Here is a 21,077-nt window from a genome sequence, read left to right as displayed (position 1 = left end):
CGCAGATATCGGACTGATGGACTGAATGACCGCCTCACACCTCCTCCCCGTCCGCGTCTATTACGAGGACACGGACTTCTCGGGCGTCGTCTATCACGCCTCCTATCTGCGCTTCATGGAGCGCGGGCGTACCGAGCTGATCCGCTCGCTCGGGGTGGCGCAGCGCGAGCTGTTCGATGGCGAGACGGCGCTGGGCTTTGCCGTGCGCAAGATGACCATCGACTTCCTGAAGCCCGCCGTGATGGACGACCTTTTGACCGTCGAGACCCGCTCAATCGCGGCACGGGGAGCCACGATGGACGTGGTCCAGCGGGTGCTGCGCGGCGAGGAGGTGCTGGTGACGGCGCAGGTTCTGGTCGCCTGCGTCGGCGGCGGCCGGGCGCGGCGCATCCCCGACGGGCTGCGGCGGCGGCTCGGGATGCCGGAATAGGCTATTTCATGTTGGTCTTCAGGAAGAACAGCATGATGGTGAGGATGTACATCAGCGAATTGGCGATGCTCAGGATCGTCGTCTTGAAGGCGGTGGCGGCGTCGATCCGGGCCGAGACGCCGTTGAGGCTCTCCTGAAGCGTGGTGAGCTGCCGGCCGGCGTCGGCGATCATGCCGCTCTCGAAGGACTGGAGCTGCTGAACCATTTCGGGTTGGCCGTATTCCTGCTGGACGAGTTCTTCATAGGGGCTCATGCGCGCCTTCCAGCCATCGGGATAGAGCGTCGCCGCGACACGGCGCATTGAGCCCTGCGCGTTCAGGCGGAACAGCTTGTCGAGCGCGTAGCGCAGCCGCTGATCGCTGTCCTGCCCGGCCATGACGAGCAGGAGCGAAGCGCGGTCGAGCTGGTAGCGTTCGACGTCCCGGGTGAAGAGGTCGAGCTGCCTCGAGGTTTCGGTCATCTTGTCGCGCTGCTGGTTCAGTTCGGCGATCTCGGCATCGACCGATCGCGACATGGCGTAGGAGCCGATCGCGGTCAGGATCGCCGGCGATGAGAGCAGGATCGCGGTCAAGGTGGCGCGGTTCCAGACGAAACGCCTGAAAAAGCTGCGCGCCCGCGCCATCAGCGCCATGCGAAAGCCCCCCTATGCCAACGCCCCAAGAGGCGGACCCATGCCTTCGTGCCAGATTGTCAGCGCAGATGGCCCTCGTCGAGCATGGCGTCGATGGACGAATGTGCGGGACGATGTTAGCGCTCGATACATGAGCTGGAAGCGCAACAACCCCGATCCGCCACGCGGCTATCACCATGGCAATCTCAAGGAAGAGCTGGTCCGGGCCGCGCTCGGGCTGATCGGCGAGAAGGGCCCCAACGGGTTCACCTTCGCGGAAGCCGCGCGCGTCGCGGGCGTTAGCCCCGCCGCACCCTACCGGCATTATCGCGACAAGGATGCGCTGCTGGCCGATGTCGCGGCACGTGGTTTCGAGGTTTTCGAGGCGGCGCTTGCCAAAGCGTGGGATCAGGGCAGGCCTGATCCGGAAACGGCGTTCCAGCGGCTCGGCCGGGCCTATCTCGCCTTCGCCCATGACGAGCCGGCCTATTATTCCGCGATGTTCGAGGCCGGGGTGCCGCTCGACGCCAGTCCGGAGCTTCGCAGTGCTGCTGACCGGGCCTTCCAGAATCTGCGGGCGGCGTCGGAGGCGCTGATCGCGCTGCTGCCTGTGGGCAAACGCCCGCCGGCGCTGATGATGGCGCTGCATGTCTGGTCGATGTCGCATGGCGTGGCGGCGCTGTTTGGCCGGGCCGACGGCGGCAGGCGGCCTTTGCCGATGTCGGCGGCGGAACTGCTGGAGGCGGGGATGCTGATCTATCTGCAGGGGCTCGGGATCGGCGGCGAGAGACGGGGCTGAGTCCGCGCCGTCATTCCGGGGCGACCCGCAGGGTCGAGCCCGGAACCCAGAAGCTCCGGAGCGTTCCGAATAGATGCCACGTCGTCGATGCCCGGTCTGGCCAGGCCTGCGTTTATGGGTTCGCTGCGCGCTGCCCCGGAATGACGGTGTGGTGCCGCCCGAGCCGTGGCCCGATCCGGCATCTTGACAACGCGCCGCCCCACATCCATTTATGTAAATGTGATTTACATTCACGCTTTTCGGGAGAGGGATCGATGCCGATCGTCGCGAAACTGGACGAGTTTGGGAAAGGGGCCTGGATCGCTTTCGCGGTTCTCGGCTTCTTCCTGTTCTGGCCCCTGGGTCTGGCGACCCTGGCCTTCATCATATGGAGTGGACGCATGGGTTGCGGTCATGCCGGCGCCGGCCGGTACGAATACAAGATGAGCCGTCTTCAGGAGAAGATGGAACGCCTGCGCCAGCGCATGGGCGGCCAAGAAGGCGGTCTCGGCGGCGGCTTCGGTGGCGGCGGCTGGCATCGCGGCCCGTCGAGTGGCAACCGCGCCTTCGACGAGTACCGCCAGGAGACTTTGCGCCGTCTGGAGGACGAGCAGCGCGAGTTCCAGGACTTCCTGGGCAAGCTGCGCATGGCCCGCGACAAGGCCGAGTTCGACCAGTTCATGGCCGACCGGCGCAGCGGCGAGGGCACGGTCCAGACCGCCGCCTGATCGTCTCGACTAAGGACCAGCATAATCGTCGCGCCCGCCCCGGATCCTCCGGGGCGGGCGTCGTCATGTCCGGGCTGCGGCGAGCGACCGCATAGCGGGAATGACGGCGTATACCCGGCATTAACCTTGCCGGAGGCTTAACTCGTTACGAACACGCGTTCCGCGTGAAACCCCGTTTGCGCCCATCTTTCGCCGGATTCAGGGGCGATTGAGGGCACTGGCAGTTTCCCCGGATCGCGGATCGGGCGGCGGCGCGGGTTGTCCCGTGACGCGTGCGGCAGGATTGCGCCGTTGCAAAAGCGCAGCGCCTGCCGAGGCAGAAGGACGACGAGATGAATCCCGCCGATGTCGCGCAAGCGGCCCCGCAGATCGACATGTCGTTCTGGACCCTGTTCTGGCACGCCCATATCGTCGTCAAGCTCGTGATGATGGGCCTGCTCGGCGCCTCCGTTTGGTGCTGGTCGATCATCATCGACAAGACATTGCTCTATCGCCGCACGCGCAAGGGCATGGATGCCTTCGAGGAGGTGTTCTGGTCGGGGCGTTCGCTGGAAGAACTTTATCGCGATCTCTCGACCGGCCCTGTCAGCGACATGTCCGCCGTCTTCGTGGCGGCGATGCGCGAATGGAAGCGCTCCTTCGAGAATGGCGGGCGCTCCGTCGCCAGCCTGTCGCAGCGCATCGACAAGGTGCTCGACGTGACGATCCAGCGCGAGACCGAGCGGCTCGAATCGAAGCTGCTCGTGCTCTCGACGGTGGCGTCGGCTGCGCCCTTCATCGGCCTGTTCGGCACGGTCTGGGGCATCATGAACTCGTTCACCGCGATCGCGGTATCGAAGAACTCGTCGCTTGCCGTGGTCGCTCCCGGTATCGCCGAGGCGCTGTTTGCCACCGCGATCGGCCTGTTCGCCGCCATCCCGGCTCTGATGGCCTACAACAAGCTGCAGTCCGAGGTCGCCAAGGCCACGAACCGGCTGGAAGCCTTCGCCGACGAGTTCTCCGCGATCCTGTCGCGGCAGATCGACGAGCGGCTGGCGGCTTGAGGGGCTGATCGCATGGGCATGTCAGCAGCAGCCGGAGCCAAGTCCGGCGGACGACGGGGCCGGCGCCCGCGCCGCCACGGCGCCATCGCAGAGATCAACATGACGCCGTTCATCGACGTCATGCTGGTGCTGCTCATCATCTTCATGGTCGCGGCGCCGCTGATCGCGACCGGCGTGCCGATCGACCTGCCGCAGACCGGCGCCAAGCCGATCAATGTCGATCAGAAGCCGGTGACGATCGCGATCGACGGCAAGGGCCAGATCTTCCTGCAGGACCAGCCGACGCTGGAGCCGGATCTGGTGATGAAGCTGCAGGGCCTGGCCAAGGACGGCTTCGACCAGCGCATCTATGTGCGCGGCGACAAGATGGTCGATTACGGACGCGTCGCATCGGTGATGTCGACGATCACGTCGGCCGGCTTCAAGCGCGTGGCGCTGGTTACAGAGCCTTCGGCGCGCTGACGATTTTGCAAGCGAGAGTGTGCAGGGCGTGAAACTGACGACCTCCGAACCGGGCATGGTGATGTCTGCGCTGGGCCACGTGACGTTCCTCGTCGCGGGGCTGCTGGCGTTTTCGTCGCCGACGCCCCTGCCGGAGAACGAGGAAGCGATCTCGGTCGAGGTCGTCGATCCCTCGGCGCTGAACCAGGTCACGCGCGGCGAGCGCAAGGCCGAGAAGGTCCAGGAGCAGCCGATCCAGCGGGCCGAGCGCAAGTCGGAGATCGTCGAGCGCAAGGAGGCAGGCGAGGCCAAGGTCGATGCGCCGGCGCCGCCGAGCCGCCCCGTCGAACTGAAGACGGCCGACGACAATGCCGCCGCGCCGCTGCCGCCTTCCCGGGCCGCGCTGCTGCCGAAGGCCGAGCCGACACCGAAGCCGCCCGAGCCGGTGAAGCAGCCGCCGCAGAAGAGCGAAGCGCAGGCCCAGGCCGAACAGCGCCGCGAGGAACTGGCGAAGCTCGCCGAGGAGGCCGAGATCGCCTCCAAGGCCAAGCAGGCCGAAGAGCAGGCCAAGGCCGCCGCCAAGGCGAAGTCCGAAGCTGATGCGCAGGCGCGCGCCGAGGCACAGGCCAAAGCCAAGGCCGAAGCTCTGGCCAAGGCCGAGGCTGCCGAAGAGGCCAAGGAGAAAGCCGAAGCGGCTGCCGCGAAGGCGAAATCGGAAGCCGAGGCGAAGGCCAAGATCGCTGCGGCCGCCAAGGCCAAGCAGGAGGCCGAAGCCAAGGCGAAACGTGAGGCCGAGATCGCCAAGAACTTCAACCCGAACGACATCGCCAAGCTGCTTCAATCGAAGGAGCAGGCGCAGTCGACCGGCTCGGCTGCGCCGCAGGTCAACCGCACGGCCTCGCTGGGCACCGAGCGCGGCGCCTCGCAGAAGCTCAGCCCGTCGCTGAGGGCGCAACTCGTCGGCATCATCCAGGACCAGCTGCTGAAGTGCTGGAACGTGCCGATCGCGCTCGCCAATGCGAAGGGCGCCGTGGTGCCGCAGGTCCGGATGAAGCTGAACACCGACGGGTCGCTGGTGGGAACGCCGGGCGTCGTCAACTCGTCGTCGGACCCGCTGTTCAGGGTCGCCGCCGATTCGGCGCTGACCGCGACCCGCCGTTGCGCGCCCCTGCGCATTCCGGCCCAATTCGCCTCCTATTATGACGACTGGCGTGACGTCGTCGTCAACTTCGACGCAAGGGACGTATTGTGACCCAGATCCTCGCTGAGACCCTCACGGCTGAGGGCGTTCGCCCCGTCGCCACCGGGCTGTCGCGACGCCGCGCTCTCGTGCTCGCCGGCGCTGCGCTCATGGTGCCGGCCGCCGCCCGCGCCGAACTCGTCATCGACCTGCGCGGCGGCTCCTTCCAGCCGATGCCGATCGCGGTGGCCGATTTCGCTGGCGACAACGGCGTGCTGGTCTCGGGCGTGATTTCCAACAACCTGAAGCGCTCGGGCTATTTCACGCCGATCGACAAGGCGCGCCATCCCGACCGGAATCCGCCGTTCGATTCGGCGCCGCAGTTCGACGCCTGGAAGGCGGCCGGCGTCCAGGCGCTGGTGACGGGCCGCGTCTCGCGCGACGGCAGCGGGCGGATCAAGGCCGAGTTCCGGCTCTGGGACGTGACCACCGGCACGCAGACCGACGGCCAGCAATATTTCACCGACCCGAACAATACGCGCCGCGTCGGCCACATCATCTCCGACGCGATCTACACTAAGGTCACCGGCGTCGGCGGTTTCTTCGACACGCGAGTCGTCTTCGTCGATGAATCCGGGACCAAGGAGAACCGCCGCAAGCGTCTCGCCATCATGGACCAGGACGGCGCCAATGTGCGCTACCTGACCGATGGCACCGTCTCGGTGGTGACGCCGCGCTATTCCCCGGTCTCGCAGGAGGTCACCTACATGTCGCAGCGTTCGGGCGAGCAGCCGCGCGTGCATGTGCTCAACATCGAGACCGGCCAGCGCCAGATCGTCGGCAACTTCCCGGACATGACCTCGAGCCCCCGCTTCTCGCCCAACGGCGCCCGGATCGCGCTCAGCCTGCAGCAGGGCGGCAACGCCAATCTCTATGCCATCGATATCGGCTCGCGGACGACGACCCGGCTGACTTCGACGGGCGCGATCGACACCTCGCCCTCCTATTCGCCCGACGGCGCGCAGATGGTGTTCGAGAGCGATCGCGGCGGCTCGCAGCAGCTTTATCTGATGGGTGCCGGCGGCGGGGAGGGCAAGCGGCTCTCCTTTGGCCAGGGCTCCTATTCGCAGCCGTCATGGTCGCCGCGCGGCGATCTGATCGCCTTCACCAAGCGCACCAGCGGCGGATTCGCCATCGGCGTGATGCGGGCCGATGGGACGGGCGAGCGCCTGCTGACCGAGGGCTTCCACAACGAGGCGCCGAACTGGGCGCCCAACGGCCAGTATCTGATGTTCTTCCGCGATCCCGGCGGGCAGTCGGGTGGCAAGCTCTACATGGTCGACATCACCGGGCGCGTTGAGGTGCCGGTTCCGACGCCAGCCTTCGCCTCGGACCCGACCTGGTCGCCGCTGCTGACGGCGGCGCGGTGAGGGCGCCGTCATTCTGGGGCTTCGCGCAGCGAAGAGCCTGGAACCCATAAACGCCTACCCTGCGCAATTGGTCGATGTCATCGTCGCACTCAATCCGTTTCGACCGGAGCCTATAGGTTCCGGGCTCAGGGCTGACGGCCTGCCCCGGAATGACGAGGTAGTGGTTCCGACTCACATCCTTCGATGTCGTTCGCACCGCCGTAATGCGCTGCGATGCCAAATTGCAACGCTTTGTTGAAAGCCAGCTTTCGCCATATTTGGTTAACCATACGCCGCAATGCCGCCACTTCGCCTTGATTTGGCAAGGTCTCGTTTAGGTTGATGCATCATTGATGAGGTGTGTCATTTTCATCCGTGAGCCAGTCTCGCAGGATCGATCGTCCCGGAGTCAAACCATGCTCGCCACCCTCTTCGCCAGCGGCCGCGCCGTCCGTTTCGCCGCCGCCATCGCAGCCACGCTCGCGCTCGGCGCCTGCGCCAAGGATCAGAACGCCGACGGTTCGGGCTTCGGGGCCGGCGGCGCCGCCACGCCCGGCAGCGCGCAGGACTTCGTCGTCAATGTCGGCGACCGCGTCTTCTTCGAAACCGACTCCACCGACCTGACATCGACTGCGACCGCAACGCTCGACAAGCAGTCGGGCTGGCTGCAGCGCTATCCGCGCTACACTTTCACGGTCGAAGGCCATGCCGACGAGCGCGGCACGCGCGAATACAACTTCTCGCTCTCGGCGCGCCGCGCCCAGACCGTGCGCGACTATCTCGCCTCGCGCGGCATTCCGGGCAACCGGATGCGCATCGTCTCCTACGGCAAGGAGAGGCCGGTCGCGGTCTGCAACGACATCTCCTGCTGGTCGCAGAACCGCCGCTCGGTGACGGTGCTCGACGGCGCGGGCGGCGTCTGAGTTTTTCCTGCCATAGCTTTCAGAGATTGACCGGGACCGGCGCTTTCCGCAAAGAAAGCGCCGGTCTTTTCATATTTTAGCCGTGGTGGCCGTGTCTTCTGCGACTCTTCTTTTCTGCAACCTGGTTCTTCGATGATGGTTCGATCCTTCCTGTCGCGCGCCGGCCGCCTGATGCGTCTGCCGCTCTGCGCCCTTGCGCTGGTTCTCGTCGCGGGACCGGCAGCGCAGGCACAGGATGCGGCCGACCTCGTGGTGCGGACGTCGCGCATGGAAAACCAGCTGCGCCAGCTTTCGGGCCAGATCGAGCAGCTGCAGTTCGAGAACCGTCGCCTCAGCGAACAGCTGCGCAAGTTCCAGGAGGATGTCGAGTTCCGCCTGAACGAGCGCGGTGGCGGTGCTCGCGCTCCGTCGGCGGCGCCGGCTCCCGGTAATGCGGCTCCTCCGGCCGGGGCGCAGCCTGCGCGTCCGCGCCGTGGCGATGCCTTCGATCCTGCGAATCAGCAAGGCGCCGCCGGCGCGCCGCGCCAGCTCGGTGACCTGATCGACGAAAGCGCTCCGGGGAGCGTCCAGGGGCAGGGCCCGCTCGACCTCCAGGGCGTCGGCCGCAATGTGCCGCAGGGAGCGCTGCCGGCGGGCGCACCGCGCGGACCCAGCGTTGCGGCAGCCGCAGGCGGTCCAGCGTCGGCGAAGGAGGCCTACGACCTGGCCTATGCCTCGATCCTGCGCAAGGAATACGAGCAGGCGGAAATGGGCTTCCGGCAGTTCCTGCAGAGCTATCCGCGTGACCGGCTGGCGGTCGACGCGACGTTCTGGCTGGGCGAGACCTATTTCCAGCGCCAGCGCTTCCGCGAGGCGGCCGAACAGTTCCTGAAGATCTCGCGCGAGAGCCCGCGCACGGCTAAGGCGCCCGACAGCCTGCTGAAGCTCGGCATGTCGCTGAACGGGCTCGGCGCCCGCGACCAGGCCTGCGCCACCTATGCCAAGGTCGGCGTCGATTATCCCGCCGCCTCGAACGCGGTGCGTCAGGGCGTCGAGCGCGAGCGCCGCCGCTCTGGCTGCGCTTGAACGGGGTCGCGCCGGCCGCTTTCGACGAGACGCCGGTTTCGGCTGGCGAGGCCGAGACGCTATTTGCTCCGCTCGAATGTGAGACGGGCCTTCTCGTCGCCGTATCGGGAGGGCCGGATTCCGTCACTCTGTTGGTTTTGCTGGCGGAGTGGGCGCGAGCGTCCGGTCGGCCCAAGCTTCATGCTGCCACTGTCGATCATGGCCTTCGGTCTGAAGCGGCTGACGAGGCGCGGCTAGTCGAAACGCTCTGCCAAGGGCTGGAGGTTTCCCATGACATTCTCAAATGGGAAGGACCGAAGCCCTCGTCGGGCCTGCAGCTTCGTGCCCGCGAGGCACGCTACCGCCTGCTGACGGCGCGGGCGCGGCAGCTGGGCGACGCGGTTCTCGTCACCGCTCATACGCTCGACGATCAGGCCGAGACGATCTTGATGCGGCTGGCGCATGGATCGGGGCCGACGGGCGTTCTCGGAATGCGGGCGCGCAGCCGCAAGGCGGATATCCTGCTGGCCCGGCCGCTGCTTGGGGTATCGAAAGCCCGGCTGCTGGCGACCTTGCGCGAACGCGGGCTGCCCTTCGCCGAAGATCCAAGCAATGAAGATCGCCGTTTCGAGCGGGTGCGCTGGCGTGCGCTGATGCCCTTACTTGCGAGCGAGGGTCTGAGCGCCCGGCGGCTGGCGACCTTCGCTTCGCGGCTGGCACGTCTCGAACAGGCGGTTGAGGCGCGAGCGACAGGGCTTTTCGCGGCGAGTCTTTTGCCTGCTGCACCCCCGAGTGAGGAACTGTGCCTGGACCTTGCGCCTGTCCGCAATGAGCCCGACGAAATCCTGCTTCGGATGCTGGCCATGGCGCTGGCGCGGCTCGATGGTGATGCTGCCGGCTTTGCGCGGCTGGAGCGGCTGGAAACCTGCGGTCTGGCGCTGGCTGCGGCGCTCCGGGCCGGCTTAGCCATGACGCGGACATTATCGGGATATGTCTTGTCCTTGCGTCGCGACGGCGTGCTTCGCTTCCGCCGCGAGGCATTGCGCAGACGCGGCGTTCACCCTGCGTCGTGATGAGTTCGCGCGTTAAGGCTGTTTCCCTTGGCAAGGGGGGCTGTCGCACCTAGATTAGGCTGGTAAACCCTTGGCCCCGACGCTTCGACGGTGGCCCGATCGGACTGGTGATGAATCCGAACTTCCGCAATTTCGCCCTCTGGGTGGTGATCTTCCTGCTCGTTCTGGCGCTTGTGACGCTGTTCCAGAGCCCGAGCCAGCGCGCCAGCACCAACGAGATCCCCTACAGCCAGCTCATCAACGAGTCGGAAGCGGGCCGGATCGCCAATGTCGTGGTGGCGGGGCAGGAGATTTCCGGCACCTTCTCGGATGGCCGCAGCTTCGTGACCTATGCGCCATACGGCGATCCGGCCTTGCTGAAGACGCTGGCCCAGAAGGGCGTGCAGGTCTCTGCCCGCGCCCCTTCGGAAGGCACGCCGTGGTTCATGGCGCTGCTCGTCAATTCGCTGCCCTTCGTGATCTTCATCGGCCTGTGGATATTCATGTCCCGGCAGATGCAGAACGGCGCCGGCCGGGCCATGGGCTTCGGCAAGTCGAAGGCGAAGCTGCTCACCGAGGCGCATGGCCGCGTCACCTTCGAGGATGTCGCCGGCATCGACGAGGCCAAGGAAGACCTCCAGGAAATCGTCGAGTTCCTGCGCGATCCGCAGAAGTTCCAGCGGCTGGGCGGTCGCATCCCGCGCGGCGTGCTGCTGGTCGGCCCTCCGGGCACCGGCAAGACTCTTACGGCGCGCGCCGTCGCCGGTGAAGCCAATGTGCCGTTTTTTACGATCTCGGGTTCGGACTTCGTCGAGATGTTCGTCGGCGTCGGCGCCAGCCGCGTGCGCGACATGTTCGAGCAGGCCAAGAAGAACTCGCCCTGCATCATCTTCATCGACGAAATCGACGCCGTCGGCCGTCATCGCGGCGCCGGTCTCGGCGGCGGCAATGACGAGCGCGAGCAGACGCTGAACCAGCTTCTGGTCGAGATGGACGGCTTCGAGCCGAACGAAGGCGTGATCATCATCGCGGCGACGAACCGGCCCGACGTGCTCGATCCCGCCTTGCTGCGTCCGGGCCGCTTCGACCGGCAGATCGTGGTGCCGAACCCCGATGTCGCCGGCCGCGAGAAGATCCTCAAGGTCCACGTTCGCAAGGTGCCGATCGCTCCCGACGTCGATCTCAAGATCCTGGCGCGCGGTACGCCGGGCTTCTCGGGCGCCGACCTGATGAACCTCGTCAACGAGGCGGCTTTGCTCGCGGCCCGTCGCGGCAAGCGCATGGTGACCCATGCCGAGTTCGAGGATGCCAAGGACAAGGTCATGATGGGCGCCGAGCGCAAATCCATGGCGATGTCCGAGGAAGAGAAAAAGCTGACCGCCTATCACGAGGCCGGCCATGCGATCGTCGGCCTCTACGTCCCGGCCGGCATTCCCGTCCACAAGGCGACGATCATTCCGCGCGGTCGTGCGCTGGGCATGGTCAAGTTCCTGCCGGAGGGCGACCGCTACTCGATGAAGTACAAGGAGTTCACCTCCCAGCTCGCGGTCGCCATGGGCGGACGCGTCGCCGAGGAGATGACCTTCGGCATGGAGAACGTCACCTCGGGCGCGACCGGCGACATCCAGCAGGCGACGAAGATGGCCAAGGCCATGGTCACCCAGATGGGCTACTCGAAGGAACTCGGCATGGTCGCCTATGGCGACAACCAGGAGGAGGTCTTCCTCGGCATGTCGATGGGCCGGACGCAGAGCTTGTCCGAGGCGACCGCGCAGAAGATCGATTCCGAGGTGCGCAAGCTGGTCCACCAGGGTTATCTCGACGCCACCGCGATCCTGACCGAGCATCACGAGCAGTTCGTTTCGGTCGCGGAGGCGCTGCTGGAGTTCGAGACGCTGACAGGCGACGAAATCCGCGACCTGATCGCCGGCAAGCGCCCGGTGCGCGATACCGACGAAACCCCGCACGCTCCGCGTGGCTCGGCCGTGCCGAGCGCCGGCCGCGGCCGCAAGCGCGGCGAGCCGGATGCAGGCCTGGAGCCGCAGCCTCAGGCTTGAAACGCCTCCTGCCAAACGACGTCACGAAAAGCGCCCTCGCGGGCCGCTTTTTTGTTGGAACCCGCTGTTCAGCGGCAGTCCCGGACGGGGGTACGCTTGAGCCGGAAGACGTCGTCGCCCTTGAGCCGGTTGAGGCTGCGGTTGGGGCCGCCGGCACAGCCGCCCGACAGCGTAAAACGCTGGCTGCCGCCCTTCTTGCCAATCAGGATGGTGTCCGCATCCTCCAGCGTGACGGCGAAGCCGCCGCCGTCGCAACTGCTGGCGGAGCAGTAGATCTCGCCGCCCTCGCGCGTGGTGCAGTTCGGTCCGCCTGCGAAGCGTGTGGCCTTGGTGTCGCGGTAGGTGACGATGATGGCGCTGTAGGCCGTGCGCCCGTCCTTGCTTCCATAGCGCCTCGTCCAGTCGTCTTCGAGGCGCAGTATGGGATAGTCTCTTAGCAGCCGGATCGAGGTGACGCTCTGCTGCGGGTTCGCGCGCAAATGGGCCTGATCGTAGAAGCGCGCGTAGCAGATCGGTTCGTCGCGGGGGAAGAGCTTGTCCAGGGGGCCTGAATCGGACTGGGCCAGCGCCGGAGCGGCCAGGGCCGCCACCAGCAAGCCGGCGTATGCCGTTGTTTTCGGAAGCTGCCGCATCATCGGCACTCCTCGACAGGGGCACGTTCGAGCACGAAGACGCGGTCACCGCCTGCATCGCCCAGCCAGACGACATCACTGTCGCTGTCGCAGCGCCGCCCCAGCCCGACGGCATCAGTGATGAAACGACCCTTGACCGTGCCGCCGATGCGCAGCGTCACGCGGTCGGCGCTTTCGATCACGACATCGAGCGAGCCGCGGCCGCAGGTCGAGCCGCATTGCAGGATGGTCTTGCCGTTAGAACCTTCGTCGGCATCGCGCGAATGGCAATCGAGCGCTTCAGGGCCGGCGCCGGCACCTGTTCTGGTGCGGGTGCTCAGGCGCAGGCCGATCTGGGGAGCCTCGGGGCCGTCGATCGCCTCGCGCTTCAGTTCGGTGGGGCCTCGGGAGAGTTCGATGCGGATCACGGTCTGGTCCGGGTTTCGGGCGAGATGGGCGGCATCGTAGACGCGGCGGAAGCAGCCGGCCTTGCCCTTCGGAAGGGCCAGTCGCTTCGTCTCCGTCTGTGCGGCCGCGTCGAGCAGAGGCGTGCCGACAAAGCCAGCAACCATCATCGAAAGAAGGACAAGCCTGCGAATCATGGATGTCGTGCCCGACCCAGAGAACAAGGCTATCATGCTGCTGGCGTTGGGACAGGACATGTTCGGTCACAAATCGTGACGAGCCGGCAAGGAATTGCGGATATAAAGCAGGTTGTATCGCGCCCATGCCGGCGCTTGGACGAACCGACGATGACACGCAAATATTTCGGAACCGACGGAATCCGCGGCCGCGCCAATGGCGTGATCACGCCAGATCTCGCGCTCAAGGTCGGACAGGCGACCGGGCTCGCCTTCCGTCGCGGCGAACATCGCCATCGCGTGGTGATCGGCAAGGATACGCGGCTCTCTGGCTACATGATCGAATACGCCATGGTCGCGGGCTTCACCTCGGTCGGCATGGACGTGATGCTGCTCGGACCGATGCCGACGCCGGCGGTCGCGATGCTGACGCGCTCGATGCGCGCCGATCTCGGCGTGATGATCTCGGCGTCCCACAATCCTTATGAGGATAACGGCATCAAGCTGTTCGGGCCGGACGGCTACAAGCTCAGCGACGAGGTCGAGTCCGAAATCTCCGCGCTGATCGATTCCGATCTGTCGGTGCGGCTGTCGGATTCGCCGACGCTTGGCCGGGCGAAGCGCATCGACAGCGCACAGTCGCGCTATATCGAGTTCGCCAAGCGCACCCTACCGCGCAATATGAGTCTGGAAGGGCTGCGCATCGTGCTCGACTGCGCCAACGGCGCCGGCTACAAGGTCGCGCCCGAAGCGCTCTGGGAGCTCGGGGCCGAAGTCTTCTCGATCGGCGTCGAGCCCGACGGCTTCAACATCAACAAGGATGTCGGCTCGACCGCGCCCGCGGCGCTGAGCCAGAAGGTGCGGGAGCTGCGCGCCGATGTCGGCATCGCGCTCGACGGCGACGCCGACCGCGTCCTGATCGTCGACGAGCAGGGCCAGTCCGTCGATGGCGACCAGCTCATGGCCGTGATCGCGCGCAGCTGGCATGAGGATGGCCGGCTGACGCAGCCCGGCATCGTCGCCACCGTGATGTCTAATCTCGGGCTGGAGCGCTATCTTGCCGGGATCGGGCTGAGCCTGGCTCGCACGGCGGTGGGCGACCGCTATGTGCTGGAGCATATGCGCGCCCATGGCTTCAATCTCGGTGGCGAGCAGTCGGGCCATATCATCCTGTCCGACTATGCGACGACCGGCGACGGGCTGGTGGCTGCGCTGCAGTTGCTGGCCGTGGTCAAGCGGCAGGACCGGCCGGTCTCCGAGGTCTGCCATTGCTTCGAGCCGCTGCCGCAGATCCTGAAGAACGTGCGCTACAAGCAGGGCAAGCCGCTGACCGAAGCGCCGGTGGTGAGCGCGATCGCGGCCGCCAAGCAGATGCTGGGCGAGGGCGGGCGCCTCGTCATTCGCCCGTCGGGCACCGAGCCGGTGATCCGGGTCATGGCCGAGGGCGACGACCGCGATCTGGTCATGCGCGCGGTCGACGACGTCGTCGATGCTGTGACGAAAGCGGCAGCGTAAATATCAGGTCGTCATTCCGCGAACGTCATTCCGGACAAGCCGCGCAGCGGCGCCGATCCGGAATCCATCCTGGGGCGCTGTCGTGCCTTACGATGGATTCCGGGTCTCTGCTTCGCTGCGCCCGGAATGACGTGGTCTTCCCAATGTGAAACGAACTCGACGAGTTCCGCAGTCCGAAGCCCACACCCCCCGATCATGTTTAAGAACTCATTTACCATAATGCCGACCCTTCACACTCTCTTGAGGTTAATTCTTAGGGTTAAGCGTCGTTTAAGAAATCCATGTCACGCTCTGTCCTGTCGGTAACTCGCGCGAGCTGCGTTCTTGCGTCGCGCAAACTCGAAGGACACTGCCATGGGCAGCCTGAAAACTCTCGCGCTCGCAGGCGCCATGGCCGTCGGCGCGTCTGCGCTCGCCAATGCCGCCGATCTCGGCTATCCGCCTCCGCCCCCGCCCGAACCCCTGGGCCTGAAGGGCTCGATCGGCAGCGGCTGGTATCTGCGCGGCGATGTCGGCGTGAGTGCGACGCAAATCGGGAAGTACGAGCAGGAGGAAGTGAGCGCCGTCGGAGGCACATTCTTCGGGGCGACCAAGAATGCCACCGCCTTCTTCGGCGGCGTCGGCATAGGCTATCGATTCAACAACTGGTTTCGCGCCGACATCACCGGCGAGTATCGCGGCGCCGGCTCCATCGGCGTCACTGACAAATTCTTCAATGCAGGCGTCAATGGCGAGCAGACCAATACCTACAAGGGCAATCTGAGCTCGATCGTCACCTTGTTCAACGCCTATGTCGACCTGGGAACATGGAACTGCCTGACGCCCTATCTCGGCGCCGGTATCGGTTATGCCAGCAACTCCGTCTCCGGCCTGACGGATCAAGGCGTGCAGAACGACACGCGATTCCTCAATCTGTATGTTCCGACGCTCGGTGTTGCGAAAACCGGCAGGGAATCGGGCCTAGCCTGGGCGCTGATGGCTGGCGTTGGTTATGAGGTGAACAAGAATCTGACGCTAGAGCTGGGCTATCGCTACCTCAATCTTGGCGATGCAAAATCGGGGAGCATCTACAACGCCTTCAACGGCGAGGTGTCGCGTCCGCTCAAGGTCAAGGATATCGACAGCCACGACTTCCGCATCGGCATGCGCTGGAACTTCGGCGAGCCCGATTGCTGCGGCCCGAAGGAGCCTCCGATGGCGTATGCGCCGCCGGTCGTGCGCAAGTTTTGAGCGATACCGCCTGCAAACAAGAACGGCGCGGGGCGAAAGCTCCGCGCCGTTTTGCTTTGCAATAGCTGGGAACCTCAGCGCAGCAGCGATGTGCCTGTCATCTGCGGCGGCTGTTCAAGCCCCATCAGCGCCAGCAGCGTCGGGGCAACGTCGCCGAGACGGCCGTCCGCGAGGCCAGACGCGCTGCCGCCGATGAGCATGACCGGGACGGGGTTCGTGGTGTGGGCGGTGTGCGGCTCGCCCGTGACGGGATCGACCATCAGTTCGGCATTGCCGTGGTCGGCGGTGACGAGCAGCGCGCCGCCGGCACGGCCGATCGCCTGAGCGATGCGGCCAAGGCCTGCATCGACCGTCTCGACCGCCTTGATCGCAGCTTCCAGAACACCGGTATGGCCGACCATGTCGGGATTGGCGAAGTTGAGGATGACGAGGTCGTAGCGGCCGGAGTCGATCGCCTCGACCGCCTTGTCGGTGAGGTTGGGCGCCGACATTTCAGGTTGCAGGTCGTAGGTCGCGACCTTGGGAGAGGCGGCCATGACGCGTTCCTCTCCTGGATAGGGCGTCTCCTCGCCGCCATTGAAGAAATAGGTGACGTGCGGATATTTCTCCGTCTCGGCAAGGCGGATCTGGCTGAGCCCGGCTTTCGAGACGGTCTCGCCAAGCCCGCCTGCCAGTGTCTGGGGTGCGAACAGCGCCGGCATCAGCGGGTCCAGTTCGGCGCTGTAGGAGGTCATGCTGACGGCGCAGGCGAGAGCGGGGCTGCGCGGGCGGACAAAGCCCGCGAAGTCGGGCTGAAGAATTGCACCGGCGATCTCGCGGATGCGGTCCGAGCGGAAGTTGAAGCTCAGCAGGCCGTCGCCGTCGCACATCCCGGCATAGCCGCCGATCACCGTAGGGACGATGAACTCGTCATTGACCCCGGCGGCATAGGCGCTGGCGATGGCGGCCTGCGCATCGGCGAAAGGCTTGCCCTCGCCGAGCACAATGGCGCGCCAGGCCTGCTCGACGCGCTCCCAGCGGTTGTCGCGGTCAAGCGCGTAATAGCGGCCAGAAAGGCTTGCGATCACCGCCTGCGGCGGCAGGGCAGCCGAGAAGTCGCGGACGAAGCCCGCCGCCGATTGCGGCGGGGTATCGCGGCCATCTGTGAAGACGTGGACGCGCACCGGAATGCCATGAGCGACAAGGATCTTCGCCAGGGCCACTGCATGGTCCTGATGGGCGTGGACGCCGCCCGGGGAGACGAGGCCGAGCAGATGGCAGGCGCCGCCGCTCGCCTTCAGCGCCGCGATCAGGCCGCTGGCCTCGAGGGATTGCGCGATCGAGCCGTCCGCGATCGCCTGGTTGATGCGCGGTAGGTCCTGCATCACCACGCGGCCGGCGCCGAGATTGAGGTGCCCGACCTCGGAATTGCCCATCTGGCCCGGGGGAAGGCCGACGTCGAGCCCCGAGGTCTTCAGGAAGGCGCGCGGCGAGGAGGCCCAGAACCGGTCGAAATTCGGGGTATGGGCGAGGCGCACGGCGTTGTTCTCGCTCTCCTCGCGCCAGCCCCAGCCATCGAGGATCATCAGCATCACGGGGCGGATCGGCATCGGAGTTCCTTCGCGGGCGAAACGGCTGTGCGCTCTGCCCGATATCACGGCGGGAGGGTGTGGGCGAATTGGCTCCGGTTTGCACCGGGATCATGGCGGAAAACACGTTCTTGATGGGCAGTGGTGGCCGGAGGTGCCTATGGTCTGTCATGGCAGGGTCCAAGGTGCTGCCGGCCACCGGAGACGACAACCGTGATCAAGTTCTACTATCACCCCTCGCCGAACCCCGCGAAGATCGCGCTCTTCCTCGAAGAGGCTGGCGTCCCTTATGAATTCGTGCCCGTCGATACCCGCAAGGGCGATCAGTTCAAGCCGGAATTCCTGGCGATCAATCCCAATGCCAAGACGCCGGCGCTGACCGACGGCGACGTCACCATCTTCGACAGCAACGCGATCCTGCTCCATCTCGCCGAGACGACCGGCCAGTTCCTGCCGGAAAACACGCCGAAGGCGCGGGCCGAGATGCTGTCCTGGCTGATGTTCGTGGCCACCGGCATCGGGCCCTATTGCGGGCAGGCAGTGCATTTCTCGCGGTTCGCGCCGGAGAAGGTCCCCTACGCGATCAACCGCTATGCGCGCGAGGCCGAGCGGCACTGGGGCATCATCGACGCGCGGCTGGGCAAGCATCGCTATATGCTCGGCGAGACCTATACGCTGATCGACATGTCCGTCTGGGGCTGGGCGACGAGACTCGCCTTCGCGATCGGTGACGATTGGGCCACGATGTTTCCGAACGTCAAACGGCATCTCGACGAGATCTCGGCGCGGCCCGCCGCGCAGCGTGCGGCCGCGCTGAAGGACAGATTCACCTTCAAGACCGAATTCGACGAAGAGGCGCGGAGAATCCTGTTTCCGCAGAATGCTCATCTCGTCAGCCGACAAGCGTGAGCAGCAAAGTTTCCGCGCGCCGGAGGCTCTACTATCGGAACGACGTCAAGGCGGCGGTCGTCTTAAGATAAATTTAACCAGCAGAGCCGCCGTCCGGGTGTTCGCACGAACCTGATAGAGGATCCGGTACGTCGTAACGATTAACGCAGCTTAACCGTGTGCCGAAACCTCAACGCCCAATGTCGATCACATAAAGTTGATTATACGTAACGCCGGTTGGATCAATTGCAGGCAAGTGTTGCGGGGATGTCATAGCGTAAAGCCTATGGATCATTCACTGAAGACGAACGCGACCAATCCGCCCCGACAGGCGACATACAAGTGATACGGAGTCGATTTCGATGACCAAGGGTATTCTGTCCGCCATCGCGCTGGTGGCTCTGGGTGGCACCGCCTTCGCGGCCGACCTGCCGTCGCGCAAGGGCCCGGTCTATGCGCCGGTCGCCCCGATCTTCACCTGGACCGGCTTTTACGTCGGCGTAAACGCCGGCGCCGCTTTCTCGACGATCGACACCACTCTGTCGGGCACCGCTGCCAACACCATCGGCAACGTCGCCGCGCTGCGTCGTCCGGCTTCGCTTTCGACCGACAAGACCGGCTTCATCGGCGGTGGTCAGATCGGCTACAACTATCAGATCGGCAGCTTCGTCCTCGGCGCCGAGGCCGATTTCCAGTACACCGACCTGAAGGAAACCCGCTCCTTCCTCGGCACCAGCGGCGCCACCTCGGTGTTCCGCAACGAGATGGAGTATCTGGGCACGGTGCGTCTGCGCGCCGGCTACGCGGTCGACCGCTTCCTGGTCTACGCGACCGGTGGTCTCGCCTATGGCGAAGTCAAGAACAACGCGACCTTCTTCAACGCGGCCCTTCCCGGCCAGGTCGACTATCTGGGTTCGCGCAGCGACACGCAGATCGGCTATGCCGTCGGCGGCGGTGTCGAATATGCCTTCAGCAGCAATCTCTCCGCCAAGGCCGAATACCTCTATTACGACCTCGGCAAGAAGAACACCGGCGTCAACCTGACCCCGGTCGGCCCGGCCGGCGGTTCCTATGTCGCGCGCAACGAGACCTCGGGACACATCGTCCGCGCCGGCCTGAACTACCGCTTCAGCACCTATTGAGCCGTCGATCCTTCCAGGACTGACAGAAGGCCCCTGCCAAGGCGGGGGCCTTTTTCGTTCGGGTCATCGTCGGCCGACTCAGTCCGCGTCGTCGCCGTCGCGCAAGGCTTCGAGCGGGGCATCCAGCGTGAAGATCACGCCGCTGGACGGGTAGGCAGTCTCGCTGCGGCCGAGCACGGAGGGGAACGTGCGCTCGATCAGGCGCGAGCCGAAGCCCCGGCGCGTCGGCGTCGTCACCGGCGGGCCGCCCTGTTCCTGCCAGCGCAGGCGGAACTGGCGCTCGCCATCGATGTCGTCGATCCGCCAGGTCAGCGTGATCTGGCCCGATGGGTTCGACAGCGCGCCGTATTTGACCGCGTTGGTGAAGAGCTCGTGCAGGATCAGGCTCAGCGCCAGGGCAGCCTTCGGCCCCAGAACGACATCGGGTCCACGGATGATGAAGCGGTCGGGCTCGCCTTGAATGCCAAGCACGCTGCCGACGATGTCGGCGAGCGCCGCATTGGCCCAGTTGCCACCGACGAGCAGGTCGTGCGCCCGCGACAGCGCGGCCAGGCGACCGCTGAAGATCTCTCCCGCCTGTTCGAGCGAGGTCGCGCTGCGCAGGGTCTGCGAGGCGATGGCCTGCACCATCGCCAGCGAGTTTTTCACCCGATGCGACAGTTCCTGCATCAGGAGACGCTGCTGCGCCTCGGCCTCCTTGCGCTCGGTGATGTCGAGATGGGCGCCGATGAGCCGCAGTGCCTTGCCGGTCTCGTCGCGTTCGATCTGAGCCAACGCCTGGATCCAGCGGACGGCGCTGTCCGAGGGCCGAATGATGCGGTACTCGGCCTGGTAGTCGCGCGCCGTGCCGGCGATGACCTCGCGGAAATGGCTCTCGATCATCGCCCTTTCCTGCGGATGGATGCGGCGCACCCATTCCTCGTGGCTTTCGTTCATCGCCTCGGGTGGCAGACCGTGGATAAGCAGGTATTCGGGCGAACGCCTGTTCCGGAAGCCGTCGCGCAGATCGACCTCAAGTCCGCCGACCTTGCCGATCTTCTGGACGCGCCCCAGTTCCTGCTCGCGCCGACGCAATTCGGCCTCCGCCTCGTCTCGCGCGCGCAGAGCCAATACAGCCGCCGTCGTCTCGGTAACGATGGCGAGGATGCCCTCGACCGTGCCGGCCGCATCGACGACGGGGCTGTAGTCGATCGTCAGCCAGACATCCTCGGCCGCGCCATTGCGTTGCAGCACGAGCGGCAGGTTGCGATAGGACAGGGCCTCGCCGCGATGCAACGTCGCCAGCACCTCGCCGTGAAAATCGGTCAGTTCCGGCCAGGCGTCGAAGATGCTGCGGCCGAGAATGAGCGGATGACGGGAACCGGCGATGACGGCATAGGCGTCATTGTATATCTGGATGCCGGTCTCGCCCCAGGCCAGGGTCATCGGAGCCGGCGACAGCAGGACAATCTGCGCGGCCGCCTTCAACGCATCCGGCCAGCCCGAGGGAGACCCGAGCACGCTCTCTGCGCCGGTCCAGCGACGCAGCAGGCCGCCGACCTCGCCGCCGCCAACCGGCCAATCCTGCCCCGCCATCCGTATCCCCCAACCCAGCCGTCGTCCTGCGCCGGCCATGAGCCCGTCATCACAATGATTGCCATCGCACCGACCGCGCAGCAAGGCCGCCCGCTCCGGACGTTTCCCAACAGAGCCGACTAGCAGAAACGTCCGCTTCCCGATGCATCAAATGACATATGGACCTCCGCCTGCAGGTGCCCGCGCATAGCAGGAAAGCAGTGGCGGTTTCGCCGCTTTCGCGGCAGTCTCGGTGAAACGATTCCGTGCCCGCCTGTCCAGGCTTCGGGGCG

The 21,077-nt window shown here is 65.6% G+C and carries 20 protein-coding genes; 15 read left to right on the top strand and 5 right to left on the bottom strand.

What is annotated here, in order from left to right:
• Nucleotides 1-25 precede the first annotated feature (25 nt).
• Complete coding sequence (gene ybgC, locus AXW83_RS13795) at nt 26-430, top strand: tol-pal system-associated acyl-CoA thioesterase (RefSeq protein ID WP_066614417.1); 405 nt, start codon at nt 26-28, stop codon at nt 428-430.
• A gap of 1 nt (nt 431) precedes the next feature.
• Here ybgC and AXW83_RS13790 read toward each other — a convergent pair whose 3' ends face one another.
• Entirely contained in the window at nt 432-1,061 is a 630-nt protein-coding gene (locus AXW83_RS13790) for a hypothetical protein (protein WP_066614415.1), read from the bottom strand.
• A 130-nt stretch (nt 1,062-1,191) separates the two neighbouring features.
• On the opposite strand from AXW83_RS13790, the gene AXW83_RS13785 reads away from it, so the two are divergent.
• From AXW83_RS13785 to ftsH, 10 genes are all read left to right on the top strand, one after another.
• Nucleotides 1,192-1,839 (top strand): TetR/AcrR family transcriptional regulator, encoded by a 648-nt coding sequence (locus AXW83_RS13785; RefSeq protein ID WP_066614413.1) that lies wholly within the window; start codon nt 1,192-1,194, stop codon nt 1,837-1,839.
• Between the two features lie 254 nt (nt 1,840-2,093).
• The gene (locus AXW83_RS13780; RefSeq protein ID WP_066614411.1) at nt 2,094-2,546 is read left to right on the top strand and encodes a DUF2852 domain-containing protein; all 453 of its coding nucleotides are present in this window, start codon (nt 2,094-2,096) and stop codon (nt 2,544-2,546) included.
• Between the two features lie 332 nt (nt 2,547-2,878).
• Entirely contained in the window at nt 2,879-3,589 is a 711-nt protein-coding gene (gene tolQ / locus AXW83_RS13775; protein ID WP_066620469.1) for a protein TolQ, read from the top strand.
• A 12-nt stretch (nt 3,590-3,601) separates the two neighbouring features.
• A complete protein-coding gene (locus AXW83_RS13770) occupies nt 3,602-4,051 on the top strand; it encodes an ExbD/TolR family protein (protein WP_066614409.1) in 450 nt (149 codons plus the stop codon).
• Nucleotides 4,052-4,079: 28 nt separating this feature from the next.
• Nucleotides 4,080-5,282: a cell envelope integrity protein TolA gene (gene tolA, locus AXW83_RS13765; RefSeq protein ID WP_156640042.1), complete on the top strand. Its 1,203-nt coding sequence runs from the start codon at nt 4,080-4,082 to the stop codon at nt 5,280-5,282.
• Nucleotides 5,283-5,380: 98 nt separating this feature from the next.
• Nucleotides 5,381-6,640 carry a Tol-Pal system beta propeller repeat protein TolB gene (tolB, locus tag AXW83_RS13760; protein ID WP_082767501.1) on the top strand — a complete coding sequence of 420 codons (1,260 nt, stop codon included), beginning with the start codon at nt 5,381-5,383 and terminating at the stop codon, nt 6,638-6,640.
• A 395-nt stretch (nt 6,641-7,035) separates the two neighbouring features.
• Nucleotides 7,036-7,542, top strand: coding sequence for a peptidoglycan-associated lipoprotein Pal (gene pal / locus AXW83_RS13755; protein WP_066614405.1), 507 nt, complete (start codon nt 7,036-7,038; stop codon nt 7,540-7,542).
• A 135-nt stretch (nt 7,543-7,677) separates the two neighbouring features.
• Complete coding sequence (gene ybgF, locus AXW83_RS13750; protein WP_210179704.1) at nt 7,678-8,607, top strand: tol-pal system protein YbgF; 930 nt, start codon at nt 7,678-7,680, stop codon at nt 8,605-8,607.
• On the top strand, nt 8,604-9,659 hold the full coding sequence (gene tilS / locus AXW83_RS13745; RefSeq protein WP_066614404.1) for a tRNA lysidine(34) synthetase TilS: 1,056 nt from the start codon (nt 8,604-8,606) through the stop codon (nt 9,657-9,659). The genes ybgF and tilS overlap by 4 nt, the downstream gene beginning before the upstream one ends.
• A gap of 110 nt (nt 9,660-9,769) precedes the next feature.
• Nucleotides 9,770-11,695: an ATP-dependent zinc metalloprotease FtsH gene (ftsH, locus tag AXW83_RS13740; RefSeq protein WP_066614399.1), complete on the top strand. Its 1,926-nt coding sequence runs from the start codon at nt 9,770-9,772 to the stop codon at nt 11,693-11,695.
• A gap of 68 nt (nt 11,696-11,763) precedes the next feature.
• On the opposite strand, the gene AXW83_RS13735 is transcribed toward ftsH, so the two are convergent.
• Both AXW83_RS13735 and AXW83_RS13730 read right to left on the bottom strand, forming a co-directional pair.
• On the bottom strand, nt 11,764-12,330 hold the full coding sequence (locus AXW83_RS13735) for a hypothetical protein (protein ID WP_066614397.1): 567 nt from the start codon (nt 12,328-12,330) through the stop codon (nt 11,764-11,766).
• Nucleotides 12,327-12,881: a hypothetical protein gene (locus AXW83_RS13730; RefSeq protein WP_168166096.1), complete on the bottom strand. Its 555-nt coding sequence runs from the start codon at nt 12,879-12,881 to the stop codon at nt 12,327-12,329. Before AXW83_RS13730 ends, AXW83_RS13735 begins: the two co-directional genes overlap by 4 nt.
• A 177-nt stretch (nt 12,882-13,058) precedes the next feature.
• Here AXW83_RS13730 and glmM point away from each other — a divergent pair, with 177 nt between their 5' ends.
• Both glmM and AXW83_RS13720 read left to right on the top strand, forming a co-directional pair.
• A complete protein-coding gene (gene glmM, locus AXW83_RS13725) occupies nt 13,059-14,402 on the top strand; it encodes a phosphoglucosamine mutase (RefSeq protein WP_066614388.1) in 1,344 nt (447 codons plus the stop codon).
• 354 nt (nt 14,403-14,756) lie between these two features.
• Entirely contained in the window at nt 14,757-15,632 is an 876-nt protein-coding gene (locus tag AXW83_RS13720) for an outer membrane protein (RefSeq protein ID WP_066614386.1), read from the top strand.
• 74 nt (nt 15,633-15,706) lie between these two features.
• Here AXW83_RS13720 and gpmI read toward each other — a convergent pair whose 3' ends face one another.
• Nucleotides 15,707-17,221, bottom strand: coding sequence for a 2,3-bisphosphoglycerate-independent phosphoglycerate mutase (gene gpmI, locus AXW83_RS13715; protein WP_066614385.1), 1,515 nt, complete (start codon nt 17,219-17,221; stop codon nt 15,707-15,709).
• Between the two features lie 192 nt (nt 17,222-17,413).
• Here gpmI and AXW83_RS13710 point away from each other — a divergent pair, with 192 nt between their 5' ends.
• Together AXW83_RS13710 and AXW83_RS13705 are read left to right on the top strand one after the other, a co-directional pair.
• Nucleotides 17,414-18,109: a glutathione S-transferase family protein gene (locus AXW83_RS13710; protein WP_066614383.1), complete on the top strand. Its 696-nt coding sequence runs from the start codon at nt 17,414-17,416 to the stop codon at nt 18,107-18,109.
• A gap of 341 nt (nt 18,110-18,450) precedes the next feature.
• Nucleotides 18,451-19,230 carry an outer membrane protein gene (locus AXW83_RS13705; protein WP_066614381.1) on the top strand — a complete coding sequence of 260 codons (780 nt, stop codon included), beginning with the start codon at nt 18,451-18,453 and terminating at the stop codon, nt 19,228-19,230.
• A 78-nt stretch (nt 19,231-19,308) separates the two neighbouring features.
• Here AXW83_RS13705 and AXW83_RS13700 read toward each other — a convergent pair whose 3' ends face one another.
• Nucleotides 19,309-20,805: a sensor histidine kinase gene (locus AXW83_RS13700; RefSeq protein WP_066614379.1), complete on the bottom strand. Its 1,497-nt coding sequence runs from the start codon at nt 20,803-20,805 to the stop codon at nt 19,309-19,311.
• Nucleotides 20,806-21,077 lie beyond the last annotated feature (272 nt).

Origin of the sequence: Bosea sp. PAMC 26642, from assembly GCF_001562255.1 — a bacterium.
Classification (GTDB): domain Bacteria; phylum Pseudomonadota; class Alphaproteobacteria; order Rhizobiales; family Beijerinckiaceae; genus Allobosea.
Note: the sequence above shows the minus strand (reverse complement) of the source record. Positions and strands in the feature narration are given on the sequence as shown.